This window comes from Nocardia amikacinitolerans, assembly GCF_900215415.1.
Classification (GTDB): Bacteria; Actinomycetota; Actinomycetes; order Mycobacteriales; family Mycobacteriaceae; genus Nocardia; species Nocardia amikacinitolerans.
In genome coordinates this window covers 157,365-172,590 of sequence record NZ_OBEG01000009.1, presented here as the reverse complement: position 1 = coordinate 172,590, position 15,226 = coordinate 157,365, and the positions used below count along the sequence as shown (strand labels likewise).

At 68.1% G+C, this 15,226-nt stretch carries 13 protein-coding genes; 8 read left to right on the top strand and 5 right to left on the bottom strand.

Annotated features, from left to right (window positions below; genetic code table 11):
- Positions 1–99 precede the first annotated feature (99 nt).
- Positions 100–1,191, bottom strand: a complete 1,092-nt coding sequence (locus CRP45_RS31470) for an LVIVD repeat-containing protein (protein ID WP_218841212.1) — start codon at positions 1,189–1,191, stop codon at positions 100–102.
- 445 nt (positions 1,192–1,636) lie between these two features.
- Between CRP45_RS31470 and CRP45_RS31465 the strand changes: the two genes are divergently transcribed.
- The 3 genes from CRP45_RS31465 to CRP45_RS31455 all read left to right on the top strand — a co-directional run bounded on the left by CRP45_RS31465 (position 1,637) and on the right by CRP45_RS31455 (position 5,011).
- Positions 1,637–2,467, top strand: a complete 831-nt coding sequence (locus CRP45_RS31465; RefSeq protein WP_097248262.1) for a helix-turn-helix transcriptional regulator — start codon at positions 1,637–1,639, stop codon at positions 2,465–2,467.
- A gap of 186 nt (positions 2,468–2,653) precedes the next feature.
- A complete protein-coding gene (ilvD, locus tag CRP45_RS31460; RefSeq protein WP_245910642.1) occupies positions 2,654–4,357 on the top strand; it encodes a dihydroxy-acid dehydratase in 1,704 nt (567 codons plus the stop codon).
- Between the two features lie 198 nt (positions 4,358–4,555).
- Positions 4,556–5,011: a heme-binding protein gene (locus tag CRP45_RS31455; RefSeq protein ID WP_097248260.1), complete on the top strand. Its 456-nt coding sequence runs from the start codon at positions 4,556–4,558 to the stop codon at positions 5,009–5,011.
- Positions 5,012–5,078: 67 nt separating this feature from the next.
- Here CRP45_RS31455 and CRP45_RS33085 read toward each other — a convergent pair whose 3' ends face one another.
- From CRP45_RS33085 to CRP45_RS31435, 4 genes are all read right to left on the bottom strand, one after another.
- On the bottom strand, positions 5,079–6,746 hold the full coding sequence (locus CRP45_RS33085) for a type VI immunity family protein (protein ID WP_101750210.1): 1,668 nt from the start codon (positions 6,744–6,746) through the stop codon (positions 5,079–5,081).
- 222 nt (positions 6,747–6,968) lie between these two features.
- Complete coding sequence (locus tag CRP45_RS31445) at positions 6,969–7,568, bottom strand: MauE/DoxX family redox-associated membrane protein (protein WP_179831078.1); 600 nt, start codon at positions 7,566–7,568, stop codon at positions 6,969–6,971.
- A gap of 308 nt (positions 7,569–7,876) precedes the next feature.
- Positions 7,877–8,611: a GTP pyrophosphokinase gene (locus CRP45_RS31440; protein ID WP_067788117.1), complete on the bottom strand. Its 735-nt coding sequence runs from the start codon at positions 8,609–8,611 to the stop codon at positions 7,877–7,879.
- A 77-nt stretch (positions 8,612–8,688) separates the two neighbouring features.
- A complete protein-coding gene (locus tag CRP45_RS31435) occupies positions 8,689–9,342 on the bottom strand; it encodes a TetR/AcrR family transcriptional regulator (RefSeq protein ID WP_097248258.1) in 654 nt (217 codons plus the stop codon).
- A gap of 134 nt (positions 9,343–9,476) precedes the next feature.
- On the opposite strand from CRP45_RS31435, the gene CRP45_RS31430 reads away from it, so the two are divergent.
- Genes CRP45_RS31430 through mhpA form a run of 5 tightly spaced genes read left to right on the top strand, consistent with a single transcriptional unit; the run spans position 9,477 to position 15,169 of the window.
- Entirely contained in the window at positions 9,477–10,610 is a 1,134-nt protein-coding gene (locus tag CRP45_RS31430) for a VOC family protein (protein ID WP_097248257.1), read from the top strand.
- Positions 10,607–11,545: a fumarylacetoacetate hydrolase family protein gene (locus CRP45_RS31425; protein ID WP_097248256.1), complete on the top strand. Its 939-nt coding sequence runs from the start codon at positions 10,607–10,609 to the stop codon at positions 11,543–11,545. Before CRP45_RS31430 ends, CRP45_RS31425 begins: the two co-directional genes overlap by 4 nt.
- Positions 11,542–13,455, top strand: coding sequence for an acyl-CoA synthetase (locus tag CRP45_RS31420; protein WP_097248255.1), 1,914 nt, complete (start codon positions 11,542–11,544; stop codon positions 13,453–13,455). Before CRP45_RS31425 ends, CRP45_RS31420 begins: the two co-directional genes overlap by 4 nt.
- Positions 13,452–13,637, top strand: coding sequence for a hypothetical protein (locus CRP45_RS33565; RefSeq protein ID WP_143861587.1), 186 nt, complete (start codon positions 13,452–13,454; stop codon positions 13,635–13,637). The genes CRP45_RS31420 and CRP45_RS33565 overlap by 4 nt, the downstream gene beginning before the upstream one ends.
- A complete protein-coding gene (mhpA, locus tag CRP45_RS31415) occupies positions 13,634–15,169 on the top strand; it encodes a bifunctional 3-(3-hydroxy-phenyl)propionate/3-hydroxycinnamic acid hydroxylase MhpA (protein ID WP_097248254.1) in 1,536 nt (511 codons plus the stop codon). Before CRP45_RS33565 ends, mhpA begins: the two co-directional genes overlap by 4 nt.
- The last annotated feature ends 57 nt before the right edge of the window (positions 15,170–15,226 follow it).

The window sequence follows — 15,226 nt, the reverse complement described above, 5'->3', positions numbered from 1 at the left end:
TGGTGGCGGGCGCTCAGCGGTCCGCGCAAAGATGACTCGAACCCAGCCGCCCACAGCCGACTGCGGAGCTGTTATCGACACGGGGTTCGGTCGGCGCGGCTACCGCCGCGGTTGTGGTCCCGTGTAGCGCAGAATCCACAGGCCTTGGTTCTTGTCGGTGATATAGATGAAGCCGCGGCGGTCCACGACGACGTCCTCAGTTTGTGTAACCAGGGCGTCTTCGGGCATGGGTCCGTATCGGCGGGTAGGTTGCGGCGGCAGGAAGTACCCGGTCTCGCGAACCAGGCGGGGATTGGACACGTCGTAGATCCGCAGGCCGGCGTTGAAGTGAGCGATATAGAACAAATCGCCTTGCGGTTGCACATCGGGGTGGTGCTGGTTGTGGTTGATGTTGTGCGGACCACGCCACCCACCCCGGGTGGCGAAGTCGGCGTAGGGCGCACCGGGCGGCGGCACAGGCTCAGGGAACAGCGACAGCAAGTACGGACTGGTGGGGTCACGGATGTCGACCACCGAAGCGTGGTGCGTTGCGCCGTCGGCGTAGGTGGTGTGCTCGGAGTTGACGAACGCGATCCCGTGTTGCGGCAACGGCAATACGCTGTGGACGCCGAAGCGGGAGTGAAACGGCGGACTGAACGACAAGTGGCCGACTTGCCGGGGGCGCGCGATATCGGAGATATCGAGCACGATCATTCCCGCGCCCCCGTAGGGGAGGTAGGCGAGACGGCCGTCGATGTAGGCGGGACCATGCAGGGACACGTCGTGCCCGCTCGAGCAGCATGCCGTTGGGAAGTCGAGATGGCCGTCTTGCCGGTCGCGTGGTGCGCTGGCGGGTTCGCCGCCTGCGGCGTGCTGGCCGGGAACCCACCACCTCCCGGCCTCGGTGGGCGCGGCCGGATTCGAGATATCCACTGCGACATAGATATTGCCGCGGTAGCCAGGCATACCCGCGGCCAGATGCGCATACCTTCCACCCGGGTAGTGGTTGCGATGGGTGCCGCTACCGCCGGTGCGGAAATGCCCGAGCTGCTTCGGCCGGACCGGATCGGCGATGTCCCACAGGTAAATTCCTTCCTCGAACGCCGCGATCGGGTCGCCACCGAAGTTCGGGAACACCTTTTCCAGGGCTGTCACCATCAGATCGCCGGACAGATCGACCTGCAACGTCCACGTGTCGACCGGACCGGGCACGAAGGCCGCGACTTCCGGTCGAGTCGGATCGGTCACGTCCACCACACTCCACCCCGAATGCCACACATGCCCCATGTACAGATACCAGCGCCCACCTTTCTGCCGAATCGCCATCTTGAATCCGGGCCGGTGCTCGAGATCGCTGTATCCGACGGCCTCGACATTGTGAGCTGCGCCCCCCGGCGAGCCCGGAACCGTCGGACCGGAAAGCTGGTGTGTCCCGGCACCGAAAGCTCCGGCCATTACAGCCGAGCTGCGCAATACATTTCGCCGCGACAACTGAGAATCTGTCATGGGCGGACTCCTGCCGTTGTGCCGATGTGTCTTTCGACAGTCCCAGCGGGCAGTGCCGACACCCAGGCCGCGCCACTTCCTCGGATGAATCTACCGGGGGACCGGCGATACCACCCTGAACGTTTCCACAACCTGACCGAGGAGTGACGACATGGCTGCCCATCCGGATCTTGGAGCATTCCTGAAATCCCGGCGGGCCCGGATCACCCCCGCCGAGGCCGGACTCGCCGACGGACGCGGTCCCCGCCGGGTCGCGGGGCTACGCCGCGAAGAACTCGCGCAGCTGGCGTCGATCAGTGTCGACTACTACATCCGGTTCGAGCAGGGCCGCGCAGGCCGGGTCTCGGACAGCGTGCTCGACGTCATCGCCGATGTACTGCACCTCGATACCGACGAACGCGACCACCTGACCCACTTGGCCCGACCCATGGCCAGACCTGTTACGCCGCCGACTCCGCAGCGGCCGCATTCCGGGCTGCTGCGCGTGCTATCGGCCCTCGACGCCCGGCCGGCGTTCATCCTTGGACGCCGCATGGAAGTGCTGGCATGGAACGCCTTCGCGTGCCGACTGATCACCGACTTCGACACCCTTCCCGCCCGGCAACGCAACCTGGCGCGGCTGGTACTGCTCGACGAAAAGGTCCAGCGCCTATACCCCAATCGCGACCTGGCCGTATCCAACGCTGTTGGCTACCTACGGCGCGACCTCGGCCGTCACCCCGGCGATCTCGCGCTCGGCGCACTTGTCGACGAACTCTCCTCGCGCAGTGAGGAATTCCGCGAAAAGTGGGACCAGCACACCGTCCGGCGCAAGGGACACGGAATCAAGCAGTTCGATCATCCTCTCGTCGGAGAATTCGAACTCACCTACGAATCTGTCGAACTTCCCGGCGAGCACGACCAAGTACTCGTCCTCTACACCGCCGACACCGGCACCCTCGCGGCAACCAAACTCGAGCTGCTGGCCCCTCCGCCGCCCTGAGTTGTCGGACAAGCGGGCGGAGGCAAATGTGGCGGAGTTCAGTGCTGGTGACGCCGTGCGCCGGATTCCGGGCGAGGGTGGCCCTCAGGCCCTCGTCAGAGACGATCACGTCTTCTGGCCGAGGTAGTCGGAAGGTTCGGCGTGGTCGGCGGCGTAATCGGGGTGGAGCGAGGATGATGGGGAATCGTGTCCGAGAATCAGAAGGTCGATCTCAAACCGCGTAGCCGCGACGTCACCGACGGACTGGAGAGGGCCGCCGCGCGCGGGATGTTGCGTGCGGTCGGTATGGGGGATGCGGACTGGGAGAAGCCGCAGATCGGGGTGGCCTCGTCGTGGAACGAGATCACGCCGTGCAATCTGTCGCTGGACCGGCTCGCCCAGGGGTGCAAAGACGGTGTCTTCTCAGGCGGCGGCTACCCGATGCAGTTCGGCACCATCTCGGTGTCCGACGGCATTTCCATGGGACACGAGGGGATGCATTTCTCCTTGGTCTCCAGGGAGGTGATCGCCGACAGTGTCGAGACGGTGATGCAGGCCGAGCGGCTCGACGGCTCGGTGCTGCTCGCCGGCTGCGACAAGTCGCTGCCGGGGATGCTGATGGCGGCGGCCAGGTTGAACCTGTCCAGCGTGTTCCTTTACGCGGGTTCGATCCTGCCCGGCATCGCGAAACTCTCCGACGGCAGCGAGCGTGAGGTGACGATCATCGACGCGTTCGAAGCGGTCGGCGCCTGCGCGCGCGGGCTGATGAGCCGCGACGACGTCGACGCCATCGAGCGGGCCATCTGCCCCGGCGAGGGTGCCTGCGGCGGTATGTACACCGCCAACACCATGGCCAGCGCGGCCGAGGCGCTCGGCATGTCGCTGCCGGGCAGCGCGGCGCCGCCCGCGACCGACCGCCGCCGCGACGGCTACGCCCGGCGCAGCGGCGAGGCGGTGGTGGAGTTGATCCGGCAGGGCATCACCGCCTCCGACATCCTGACCAAACCCGCGTTCGAGAACGCGATCGCGGTCGTCATGGCTTTCGGCGGTTCCACCAATGCGGTGCTGCACCTGCTCGCCATCGCGCACGAGGCGAACGTCGACCTGTCGCTGGACGATTTCGCGCGGATCGGTCGCCGAGTGCCGCACCTGGCCGACGTCAAACCCTTCGGCAAGCATGTGATGACCGACGTGGACCGCATCGGCGGCGTGCCGGTGATGATGAAGGCGCTGCTCGACGCCGGTTTGCTGCACGGCGACTGCCTGACCGTGACGGGCCGGACGGTGGCGGAGAACCTGGCCGAGATCACCCCGCCGGACCCCGACGGCAAGGTGATCCGGGCGATGGCCTCGCCGATCCATCCCACCGGCGGCATCACCATCCTCACCGGGACCCTCGCGCCCGAGGGTGCCGTGGTCAAGTCGGCGGGCTTCGACTCGGATGTATTCGTCGGCACGGCAAGGGTTTTCGACCGCGAGCGCGCCGCGATGGACGCGCTGGAGGACGGCACGATCACCGCGGGCGACGTGGTCGTCATCCGGTACGAGGGGCCCAAGGGCGGGCCGGGGATGCGTGAGATGCTGGCCATCACCGCGGCCATCAAGGGCGCGGGCCTCGGCAAGGACGTGCTGCTGCTCACCGACGGGCGGTTCTCCGGCGGCACCACCGGTCTGTGCGTCGGGCACGTCGCCCCGGAAGCGGTCGACGGCGGCCCGATCGCGTTCGTGCGCGATGGCGACCGCATTCGCCTCGACGTCGCCGCGGGCAAACTCGATGTGCTGGTCGACGAAAGCGAACTCGTTCAGCGCGGCGAGGGTTGGAAGCCGTTGCCGCCCCGCTACACCCGAGGTGTTCTCGCGAAGTACACGAAGTTGGTCGGCTCGGCCTCCGGCGGTGCCGTCTGCGACTGACGGCTGAAGGCGCTGGGGCAGTAGGTGATTCCAGCGTGTGCAGCGGCCACCGCGAACTCGGCGATATCCGGTGGTGTTGCGCCGCCACCGACGACACGGCACCTCCGCCGACAGCGCGGCTGCCCCGGCTCACCGCAGGAGGTGACGCGGCGCCGGCGTACCGGTCTACGTGGTTGAACGCGGTCGGTGTCGGCGCCGATGGCGGAGGCCGCGGCTAACCGGCTGTGGGTGGGGGAGGATGGGAACGTGACTATTTCGCTTGACCAGGCCGACTCGGTGATCTCGGCCGCTCGGAAGGTGGCGGGGGAGTTGGGGGAGGCTGTGGCGGTTGCGGTTGTGGAGGTCGGCGGGAAGATGGTGGCCTTCGCGTGCATGGATGGTGCGGCGCGGTACACGACCGAGATCGCGAAACGTAAGGCGGAAGCGGCGATTGCGCTGGGGTTCGACACGGTGCACATGACCACCGCAACACCGGAGGGGCAGCCTTTGGTTGGTGGACCGCGGCAATCGGGGACACACTCATTGGTGCCCAATGGCGGGGGTGTGATCATCCGGGTCGGCGGCACAGTGCTCGGCGCGTTGGGCGTATCCGGTGCGGCCTCCTCGATCACCGACCACAGGATCGGCACGGCCGCTGTCGCCCAATGGGATTGACCGTTCACCGACAAACCGCGTCGAGCGGGAGTGCCGGAAGGCGAGGTGGTCGTGCAGCAGTTGTCGATCAGCCGGGTGTATGCCTGGGCGGGCGCGTCGGGGGAGGCTGATCGACAAGGTTCTCGCCTTGCTCGTGGGCGGTGGGGCCGAGGAAGCGTTGCGGGTCGATGAGGCGGGTCAGCCAGGCCGATGTGGCGCGGTGGTCGGCGAAGCCGCCGGGTAGTTCGTCGTAGGTCACCTGCCAGACCTGTCCTGGCGCGGGCCACCAGGTCGATGTGTGGTGCCAGCCAACAGCTTTCAGCGGCAGCAGATACCAGTCGATCTCGGCCAGGGCGAGGGGGAACTCGCCGCGGTGCACGTCGCCGAGGGAGGGGCGCTCGCCCGCCCGGATGACGACCCCGCCACCCTGTCCGCGGGTCACGGTGATGCCGGGGGTGGTGAAGACCGGCAGCGCTGCGCCCGAGAGATGTGTAAGGAACGCCGGGCCGAGGACGGTCAGCCAGCCGGCGCCCACCACCCGCTCGGTCGCCGCTTCGAGCCAGCCGTCGACCTGCCCGACGTCGAGGGCGAAAAAGCGGCGGCACCAAGAGAATACGCGCTGGTACGGGTCGTTGGTGGCGTCGTGGTCCCAGACGTAGGCGCTGTATCCGCCGTGGCCGGACCGTACCGGCAGCAGCTCGGTCAACTCGGCCGTCAGCCGTGCGAGCCGCTCCGGATCCTCGTCGACGGGAACGATGACTTCGCAGAACGAGGCCCGCGTGCGGTCGTCGTCGGTGGGCGGGATGCCGCGGACATTGAGGGTGTAGGAGCGCTCAGCCGTGGCCCCAGCCCGCACCGAGACTCGGATGCCGAAATGACCGCCGACATCGACGCGCATCTGCGCCGCCCACGACTCGTCGTCGGGATGTTCGGCGTCCTCGGGAAAGCCGCCGAACGCGTTCGGCACGGCCCAGACCATATCGCCATCGACGGGGAAATGACGGCGGAAGGCCCGGAAGCAGCCGATCACCTCGTCCGGCGACGGATAGGAGCCGAGGTAGAGCACCGAGTTGAGCATCACCGACGCCTTGGGTTCCTTCTTGCCCACCCTCAGATCGCCGGGCTCGACGACAGCAGGCATCGGGTCGTGCGCCTGCGGTGCCGGAGCAACCGGGACGGCCGCGCGAGGCCGGGTGGTCGACGCGGAGCGCAGTTCCTCGAGAAGCCGAGCCTCCTTCGCTTCGCGATGCGCCGGGGTCCAGTCGGCGCGCGCGTCCTGCTCACGCTGCACCAGCCGCGCCAGATAGGACTCCACCGCGGTCAGCCGGTCGGTCAGGAAAGCTCCGAAGCCGGGATACCTGGCACGCTCCTCGTACAGGAAATCGACCACCTCGCCGCTGCCGAGCAACAGCACCACGGAAGGATCGTTGTGCGAGGCGCCGACGATCAGGGCGTCCATCAACTCCTCGGGCGCCTCGCAGTCCTCCAGCGTCTCCTCGTAGTACGGGTAGGTCTCGTCGTCGGTCAGCTCCTTCGTGCCGAATAACGTGCTGCCCCAGGGGAATTCCGGCCAGCCGTCGTGCAGGAGCAAGAAGTCCAGGTACTCCGGCGAGAAACCGCCGCTCCGTGCCCGCCGGGCCTCGGCGACGGCGGGCGTCGATGCGGGCGGGCGCGGCCCTGGCCCCGGCTCGTCCCCCTCGCGCTCGGCAATCTCGGACAGCACGGTCAGAATCCGAGAGATGGTCGCCTCGAGCATCAGCCGCGAACCCGGTAGAACTGGCTGTCCTCCCGCAGCCCGCCCAGTCCATGTGCGTTATCCGAAAGCTGCATATCGATCTCCAGGTCTCTGCGGCCCCAACGAATTCGGGTGTCAACGGCATCGTAGAGGGGTCCTCCGACCGATAGCTCGATCTGCGAGCTCTGGTGGCGGTGAACACGGCGGTGAGCCCGAGGCGGCGGAGCACATCGCGGCGCGCGATCACGAGTGGGCCTCCTGGGATGCGGGTGGATGAGGAAAGGGCAGATCGGCCGGTTCGGTTTGCGGCGCCGCGAGGGGATCGGCCGCTGATTCGGGTGGCAGGCGTCGGTGGGCGGTCAGGCTCAGCGCGGCGGTGATGGCGGCGATTGCGACAACCTGGACCGCAGGGCCGAATTCGGTGATGCTCGGACCGCTCACTCCGCGCAGGGCGACCACGACCAGCGCGGCGATGAGCACCATGTTGCGGACCACGACCGGCCAGGAGATCAGGGTTCCTACCTTGCCGAGGCATCCGCACGAGACTTCTTGCCCGCGGATCAGCGCGATCACCACCGCGGCGGTCACCATGCCCAACGTCGCGATCGCGGCGATCGCGCCGGCGCGTCCGAAAGCGCCGAGCGCGAGCATCACGCCTACCACCACCTCGGTCAGCGGCATCAGCCACGCCATCGGGAGCAGGGAGGGACGCGGGAGCAGTTTGTAGGAGTCCAGCCAGTCCACTCGCCACGCCGCCGTGGTGGAGAACTTGGCGATCCCGGCCAGGACGAGCAGGCCCCCGATGGCCAGCCGGACGAAAAGCTCGACAACGATCCAGGTCATCGGCGGACACCACATCGACGCGGCGACCGACCATCCTGCCTACCGCACCGACCAGTCGCGGTGCTGACTCCCGAACATGAACTGCGCATGCGCCCTCCAACCAACATCGACTGCCGCCAGAGACCAATGGACCCGAGCTCGTGGACAACTCGGAGCGAAGACTTCGATCAGCCCGCGTAACGCGCAGGGCTGGAAACAACCCCGCAGAGATCAGCGGAATCGGTAGCTGCCGCACGGCATTCGAGGCCGCGTGTTCGGGCCGGGCCGAAATGCGATCGCGGCGCGGTAGTTCTGAGGTTTGCCGCTCGCTAGCGGTTCATGCGGTGCTCGCGCGCGAGGGACTCCAGGAGTTCGACCGGAGCGGGCAGCGGGATCGCGCCCTCTTCGCCGGGCGCGGTGAGCCGGGATTGCGCGACCCGCTCGTGCAGATGTTCCATCCGCATGTCGAGCCGGTTCGCGGCGTCGGCGGCGTCGGTCAGCTCGGTGAGCAGCTCGTCCGGGATCTCGCCGCCGTACTTGTAGTAGATCTTGTGCTCCAGGCTCGCCCAGAAGTCCATGGCGATGGTGCGGATCTGCAACTCGGCGGGCACGTGCTCGACGCGGTCGCTCATGAAGACCGGCAGTTCGAGCAGGATGTGCAGGCTCTTGTAGCCGTTGGGCTTGGGGTTGGCGATGTAGTCGCGCACCTCGTTGACGGTGACGTCGGACTGGCTGGTCAGCATGTCCGCGATCCGGTAGGTGTCCTGGATGAAGCTGCAGGTGATGCGCACGCCCGCGATGTCGACGATGTTCTTCCTGATGTCGGGCAGGGTGATCGGGATGTTCTTGCGCCGCAGCTTGTGCAGGATGCTCTCCGGCGACTTCAGCCGCGATCGGACGTGCTCGATCGGGCTGTACTTGTGGATATAGGTGAACTCGTCCTTGAGGATGTTGATCTTGGTCATCAACTCCGAGGTGACGAACTGGTACGACATCATGAATCGGGCGAATTCGGTGCGAAAGTGTGCCAGGTCGTCGTCGCGCACGGTGTTCGGTGAATCCATCAGTATCGCTATCCCGCCAATCCGGATCTGCCGTGTCCAGCCAGTCTGCCACCACGGGCTGAGACGTTGCTGAGGCGTCAGGCCGCGGTGCCGTCCTGGGGCGCGGCGTCGAGCGAGGGCAGCGGTCGGCGACAGATCTCGGCGGCCTCGTCGGCGGGCAGACCGAACATGCGCAGCAGGTCCTCGGTCACCTGATCGGCGGCCTCGGCGTCGTCGCGCTCGGGGTTGTCGTGCAGGAGCCTGCCGAGGCACAGCGCGGCGCCCGCGACGATGGTCATGGCCAGCTCCGAATCGCGGACCTGGAACCGTCCTGCGCTGGCCGCCGCTTCGATATCGCGACGGGCGCGGGGTGCGAGCCCCCGCTCGGAGCTCACGAGACCGAGCCCGTCGGCGAGCAGCACCTTGCTCAGCGTGGGGTTGCGTCGGTGCAGACGGCCGGTGAGGCGGAAGCTCTGGGCGAACACCTGGGCGGGGTCGTCCAGGTCCTCGCACAGCAGGTCGAGCAGCGCGCCGTGCCGGTCGAGCGCCTCCTCGACCGCGGCGTGGAACAGTTCCTCTCGGCTCTGGAAGTGGTTGTAGAACGAGCCCATGCCGACGTCCGCGGCCTGGGTGATCTCCAGGATCGGGACGTTGAGCCTGCCCTCGGCCAGCAGCGACTGGGCCGCGCCGACCAGCGCGGCGCGGGTGCGCGCCTTCCGGCGCTCCAAGCGGTTGGGTTCCGAACCGGTCATCGCAATCCACCTCTCCTGACGTCCTCGCACGTCATAGTAGCGCCCGGGTCAGTAGTGACGAATTTGTCAGAAGCTCTTGACTGAGTGTTTGGTCGTGAGTGACGATATCGTCAGTACTTGGAAGGGAGTGGTCGATGAGCGGCCAGCACGATGTGCACAGCGGTCTGCACAGCGAGCGCGGCGCGTTGGCGGGTGAGCATCCGGGCCGAGCGCGCAATCCGGTGGTGAAGGTGCTCGATCTCGCGTGGCTGGAGTTCGAGAAGCCCGATCTGGCGGGTGCCGAGACCTTCGGGCACGCCTTCGGCTTCACGACGGCGCACCGAACGGCCGACGAGGTGCGGTTGCGCGGCACCGACGCGGGCTCGCCCTGCGTGCTGATCCGCCGCGGCGCGCGGTCGCGGTTCGTCGGTCCGGCGTTCCAGGCCGCCGACGCCGCCGATCTGCTGCGCCTGGCGTCCGCGACGAACTCGAAGATGGCGCCGCTGCCGGAGTCGATCGGCGGATCGGCCGTCGATCTGGTCGATCCGAGCGGACTGCGAGTCCGGGTCGTCGCCGAGACGCATCGGCTGCCCGCGCTGCCCGTGCAGCAGCCGCATGTGCTGAATCTCGGGCACGAGGTGATGCGGGTGAACGCCACGCAGCGGCCGCCGCGTGTGCCCGCGCGGGTGCAGCGGCTCGGGCACGTGGTGGTCCAGTCGACAAGGTATCGGGAGACACTGGACTGGTACCTACGCCAGCTCGGCATGATCGTCAGCGATTTCCTGTACTACCCGGGGCAGCGGGAGCGCGGGCCGGTGATGAGCTTCATCCGCTGCGATCGAGGTTCGACTCCGGCCGACCACCACACGCTCGCGCTGACTTTGGGGCCGTCCAACCGGTACGTGCACTCGGCGTATCAGGTCGCCGATCTGGACGCGCTGGCCGCGGGTGGCGAGTACCTGCGCGAGCGTGGTTACCGCCGGTCGTGGGGGATCGGCCGCCATATCCAGGGCAGTCAGATCTTCGACTACTGGCGGGACCCGGATGGCTTGATGGTCGAGCACTTCAGCGACGGCGACATGTTCGACTGCACTGTGGAGCCGGGTTGGGCGCCGATGAGTGCGTCGGGTCTCGCGCAGTGGGGTCCGCCCGCCACCAAGGATTTCCTCGGCCTCTCGCCGGGCGCCGAGTCGCTGCGGGAGGTGCGCGCGGTCATCGACGCGCTGCGCGAGGACAACGAATTCGATCTCCGCCGCTTGGGCGGCCTGTTGAAAGTAGCCAAGTCATGAGTGTTTCCGTTCTCCGTACCGCCGACGCTTGGTGGGTGCGCACGCCCGCCGGTGCGGCCCGCATCGACACCGCCGCGACGACCACGCGGGAGCTGCTCGCCGACCGCGCGGCGATCGCCGCGGCGGCTACCAGCGCTGATGTTGTTGCGGTGGACAGCCTTTCGTTGATCTCGCCGGTCACGGCGCCGTGCCGTGTGGTGGCGCAGATGACGAACTTCGCCTCGCACGTGAAGGACTCGGGCATGGATCCGGAGACGGTGCCGTTGACGTTCTTCCGCAAGGCTTCCGGCTCGATCAGCGGCCCGCACGACGACGTGATCCGGCCCGCCCACGTGAACCTGCTCGATTACGAGGTGGAGATCGGCCTGGTCTTCGGTCGGGAGATGCCGGTCGGCTCGGAGATCGACGCGGAGAATCTGCCCGACTACATCGCGGGCCTGGTCGTCACCAATGACATCTCCGCTCGTGACGTGCAGTTGCCGAAAACACAGTTCTACGAGGCGAAGTCGTATCCGACGTTCACCCCGGTCGGTCCGGCGCTGGTCTTGCTGGAGGCCGACGAGTTGAAGCGGTTCACCGATCTGCGGTTGCGGCTGTGGGTCAACGGCGAGGTGCGCCAGGACATGACGGTCGCCGACATGATCTACCGGCCGGTCGACGCGCTGCGCGAATTGACCCGGTTCCAGCGAATGGACGCCGGTGATCTGCTGCTGACCGGAACACCGGTCGGCACGGCGATCAGCGCTCCTGCCAAGCCCATCGAGATCATCGGTTCGCTGTTGCCGCCGAAGGTCAAGTGGAAGATGTTCTTCAAGGGCCAGGCCAAGAATCCGAAGTACTTGAAAGACGGCGATGTCGTCGAGGCCGCGATCGGTACCGACGACGGTGTCCTCGATCTGGGTCGCCAGCGCACGGTCGTGAGGTACGCCCGGTGACCGAGACGACGCTCGAGACCTCCGCCGAAGACCTCCTCTGGCCTCGCTACGCCGATCCGGAGGATTTGGCCGCGATCGAATCGGTGCCCTTGGCGGCGCGCGGTCTGCCCGAATCCACCTACGCCCTGCTCGTCCGTGCCGCGGCACGGTGGCCGCGCCACGACGCGATCACCGTGCTGCCCGAGGCCGCGCGCTGGCGAGAACCGTTGCGCCGCAGCTACGGCGAACTACTCGCCGACGTGCACCGGTATGCGAACCTCCTGCACGAGCTCGGGGTTCGCCGGGGCGACGCGGTGGCGCTGATCGCACCGAATTGCGCCGAGCTGATCCCCGCAACCCTCGCCGCGCAGCTGGCGGGCATCGCCGCACCGATCAACGGCGGTCTCTCGCGTGATCACATCGCCGAGTTGCTCGGCCGATCAGGTGCTCGAATCCTGATCGTCGCCGGGCCCGAACTCGCCGCCGAGAGTTGGGCATGCGCGCGTGAGCTGGCCGCGCGAGGACTGGTGGACGCGCTGCTGGTGCTGCGACCCACCGCCGCTGCGGACCACGCTCCAGAGCTGCCCGCCATCGCCGGTGTGCGCGTCGGCTATCTCGATGCCTTCGCGGCCGAGCAAGATTCGTCGCGCTTCGTCGGAGTGCCGCCCACTGCCTCGGATCTGGCGGCCCTGTTCCACACCGGCGGCACCACCGGCGTGCCGAAGCTGGCCGCGCACCGGCATTCCGGTGAGGTCGCCAACGCGTGGATGATCGCCGCCAACTCACTGCTCGACGAGGACGCGGTCGTCTTCGCCGCGCTACCGCTGTTCCACGTCAACGCGCTCGTCGTCACCCTGCTCGCACCGCTGTTCCGCGGCCAATCGGTGGTCTGGGCGGGACCACTCGGCTACCGCGACTTCACCCTCTACGCCGAGTTCTGGAACATCGTGGCGCACTACAGGATCGCCGCGATGAGCGCGGTGCCGACCGTGTACGCCGTGCTCGCGCAGTGCCCGATCGATGCCGACATCTCCAGCCTGCGCTACGCGATGGTCGGCGCGTCACCGCTCCCGCCCGCGGTGCGCGAGAACTTCCAGACACACACCGGCGTGACCCTGGTGGAGGGCTACGGCCTCACCGAGGCGACCTGCGCGTCGGCGCGCAGCTTCCCGGACCGGCCTCGACCGGGCGCGGTCGGGCAACGCATGCCCTATCAGCACGTCGCGGTCGTCCGCGTCGCCGAGGACGGTACGTGGGAGACGCTGCCCGTGGGCGAGACGGGTGTTCTGATCATCAGCGGCCCAACGGTTTTCGCGGGCTACGTGACCGGACGTGACGAGCGCGGTCACCTCGTCGACGGTCTCGGCACACTGGTCGACGGCCGGCTGAACACCGGCGATCTGGCCCACATCGACGACGACGGCTTCATCCACCTGCACGGCCGCGCCAAGGACCTGATCATCCGTGGCGGCCACAACATCGACCCGGCCACCATCGAGGACGCGCTCCTGCGACACCCGCGGGTCACCGCCGCGGGTGCGGTCGGACGCCCGGACGCGCACTCCGGCGAGGTGCCCGTCGCCTATGTCGCCGTGACGGCGGGCGCGGACGTCTCCGAAGACGAGCTGGTCGCCTGGGCCGCCGAGCGGGTGCAGGAACGCGCCGCCGCACCGAAAACGGTCACCGTGCTCGACGCGCTGCCGGTCACCGACGTCGGCAAGCCGTACAAGCTGGGACTGCGCGCCGACGCGACCCGCCGCGAGCTGCTCGAGGCACTTGCGGACAGCGCCGGAGTGCGCGCCGTCACGGCTGCGGTCGAAGACGGTGCTGTCGTCGCGACGGTTGAACTCGATGCCGCCACGTACGAGCGGGAAGTCGCGGCGATCCTCGGCCGCTACGCGATCACCTGGAAAGTCCTGGTAGCGCAATGACAATCGTCCCGACTGTCCTCGCTGGCGTGCTGGCGGCGGGAACGGGTCCGACGCTGCTGATGGCCGGTGCCATCGCGGCGCACGTCCGCAACGGCGACGGTGCGGCCGACATCGCACCGGCGGCCGTGACCGGCCTCGCCGCCGTCGCGTACGTGCTCACGCTGGCCGGAGTCCAGCCGTGACCACGCCCATAATCCCCGTCGTGCTCGTCGGAGCGGGCCCGACCGGACTCACCGCGGCGACCCTGCTGGCCCGATACGGGATCGAATGCCTCGTGCTGGAGCGGTGGGACGGCGTTTATCCGCAGCCGCGGGCCGTGCACCTGGACGGCGAAATCCGCCGCCTCCTCGGGCATCTCGGCGTCGGCGACGAGTTCGACGCCATCTCCCGCCCGGTTCTCGGTCTGCGCCTGTTCGATCCGAGCCTGCGGGTGCTCGCGCAATTCGATCGCGATCCGGAGGGGGAGCGCAGCGGGCATCCGGAGGCGAACCTGTTCGACCAGCCGGAGCTGGAAGCGATCCTGCGCGCGAACCTTGCTCGATACCCCGTCGCGACACTGCGCGGCAACGCCGAAGTCACGGCTGTGACGGAGGAGGGTGCTTGCGTCCGCGTCGATTTCACCGACCGGACGACAGGTCGCGCCGAATCCGTGCGTGCGCGATACGTCCTCGGTTGCGACGGCGCCAACAGCCTCGTCCGCACAGCGGTGGGCGCGCGCATGCGCGATCTACGGTTCGAGCAGCGCTGGCTGGTCGTGGACATCGCCACGACCGCCGACCTCGGACACTGGGACGGGGTACACCAGATCTGCGATCCGGACCGCGCCGCGACCTACATGCGCATCGGAAAGACGCGCTACCGCTGGGAATTTCGGCTTCGCCCCAGCGAGACCGCCGACGACTACGCGGATATCGCCCGACTGTGTCCGCTGCTCGCACCGTGGACGGCGGGCGTCTCGGACGCGGACCTCGAACTGGTGCGGGTGGCCGCGTACACCTTTCGCGCCCAGCTCGCCGACCGCTGGCGCGACGGTCGCATTTTCCTGCTAGGAGACGCCGCCCACCTCACACCGCCGTTCATCGGTCAGGGCATGGGCGCGGGGTTACGCGACGCCGCCAACCTCTCCTGGAAACTGGCCGGCGTCCTACGCGGTGAGCTGCCCGAGCGTGTGCTCGACACCTACGAGACCGAGCGAAAGCCACACGCGCGGGCCATGATTCGACTGGCCAAGCTCACCGGCGCGATCATGACCCAGGGCGGCGAACTCGGCAATCGCCTGCGCGGCCTGATCGCGCCGCGACTGCACCGCCTACCCGGCTTCACCCGCATGCTCACCAGCGGCGAATCCCCGCCCCTGCGCCGCTCCGGCCTTGTCGACGCTTCGCCGCTGCGACGCGGCCCGGTCGGTCGGCTGACGCCGAACGATCGGCTCCCCGATGGGCGAGCGGTCGACGAGATCATCGCCGGACGGTTCGCGATCGTCACCGCGGTCGACCTGTCGCCCGAGGATCGGGCGCGGGTCGAAGAACGCGGCGGTGTCGTGCTCGCCGCCGCGCCGGGGACGGACCTGCACCGCTGGCTGCGCCGCGGTCGAGTGACCGCGCTTGTCCGACCGGACGGCGCCGTGCAGCGCTGCGGCAGAAACCCGTCGACCCTGTGCGCGGCGCAGCCACGGTTCGCGCCCAGCGCAACGCCCACCCACGTCGCCGAATGATTGCTGACCTTTCGCCGTCGATCCGCTGTTGCCGCCCGTGCGCTGGTCTCCGGCGAT

Bases quoted from the DNA above. Each gene is read 5' to 3' on its own strand.
- CRP45_RS33565 (WP_143861587.1), top strand. From the start codon at position 13,452: ATGACAATCGTCCCGACTGTCCTCGCTGGCGTGCTGGCGGCGGGAACG.
- CRP45_RS31455 (WP_097248260.1), top strand. From the start codon at position 4,556: ATGGCGGAGGCCGCGGCTAACCGGCTGTGGGTGGGGGAGGATGGGAAC.
- CRP45_RS31445 (WP_179831078.1), bottom strand. From the start codon at position 7,568: ATGACCTGGATCGTTGTCGAGCTTTTCGTCCGGCTGGCCATCGGGGGC.
- CRP45_RS31425 (WP_097248256.1), top strand. From the start codon at position 10,607: ATGAGTGTTTCCGTTCTCCGTACCGCCGACGCTTGGTGGGTGCGCACG.
- CRP45_RS31465 (WP_097248262.1), top strand. From the start codon at position 1,637: ATGGCTGCCCATCCGGATCTTGGAGCATTCCTGAAATCCCGGCGGGCC.
- CRP45_RS31440 (WP_067788117.1), bottom strand. From the start codon at position 8,611: ATGGATTCACCGAACACCGTGCGCGACGACGACCTGGCACACTTTCGC.
- CRP45_RS33085 (WP_101750210.1), bottom strand. From the start codon at position 6,746: ATGCTCGAGGCGACCATCTCTCGGATTCTGACCGTGCTGTCCGAGATT.
- CRP45_RS31430 (WP_097248257.1), top strand. From the start codon at position 9,477: ATGAGCGGCCAGCACGATGTGCACAGCGGTCTGCACAGCGAGCGCGGC.
- CRP45_RS31435 (WP_097248258.1), bottom strand. From the start codon at position 9,342: ATGACCGGTTCGGAACCCAACCGCTTGGAGCGCCGGAAGGCGCGCACC.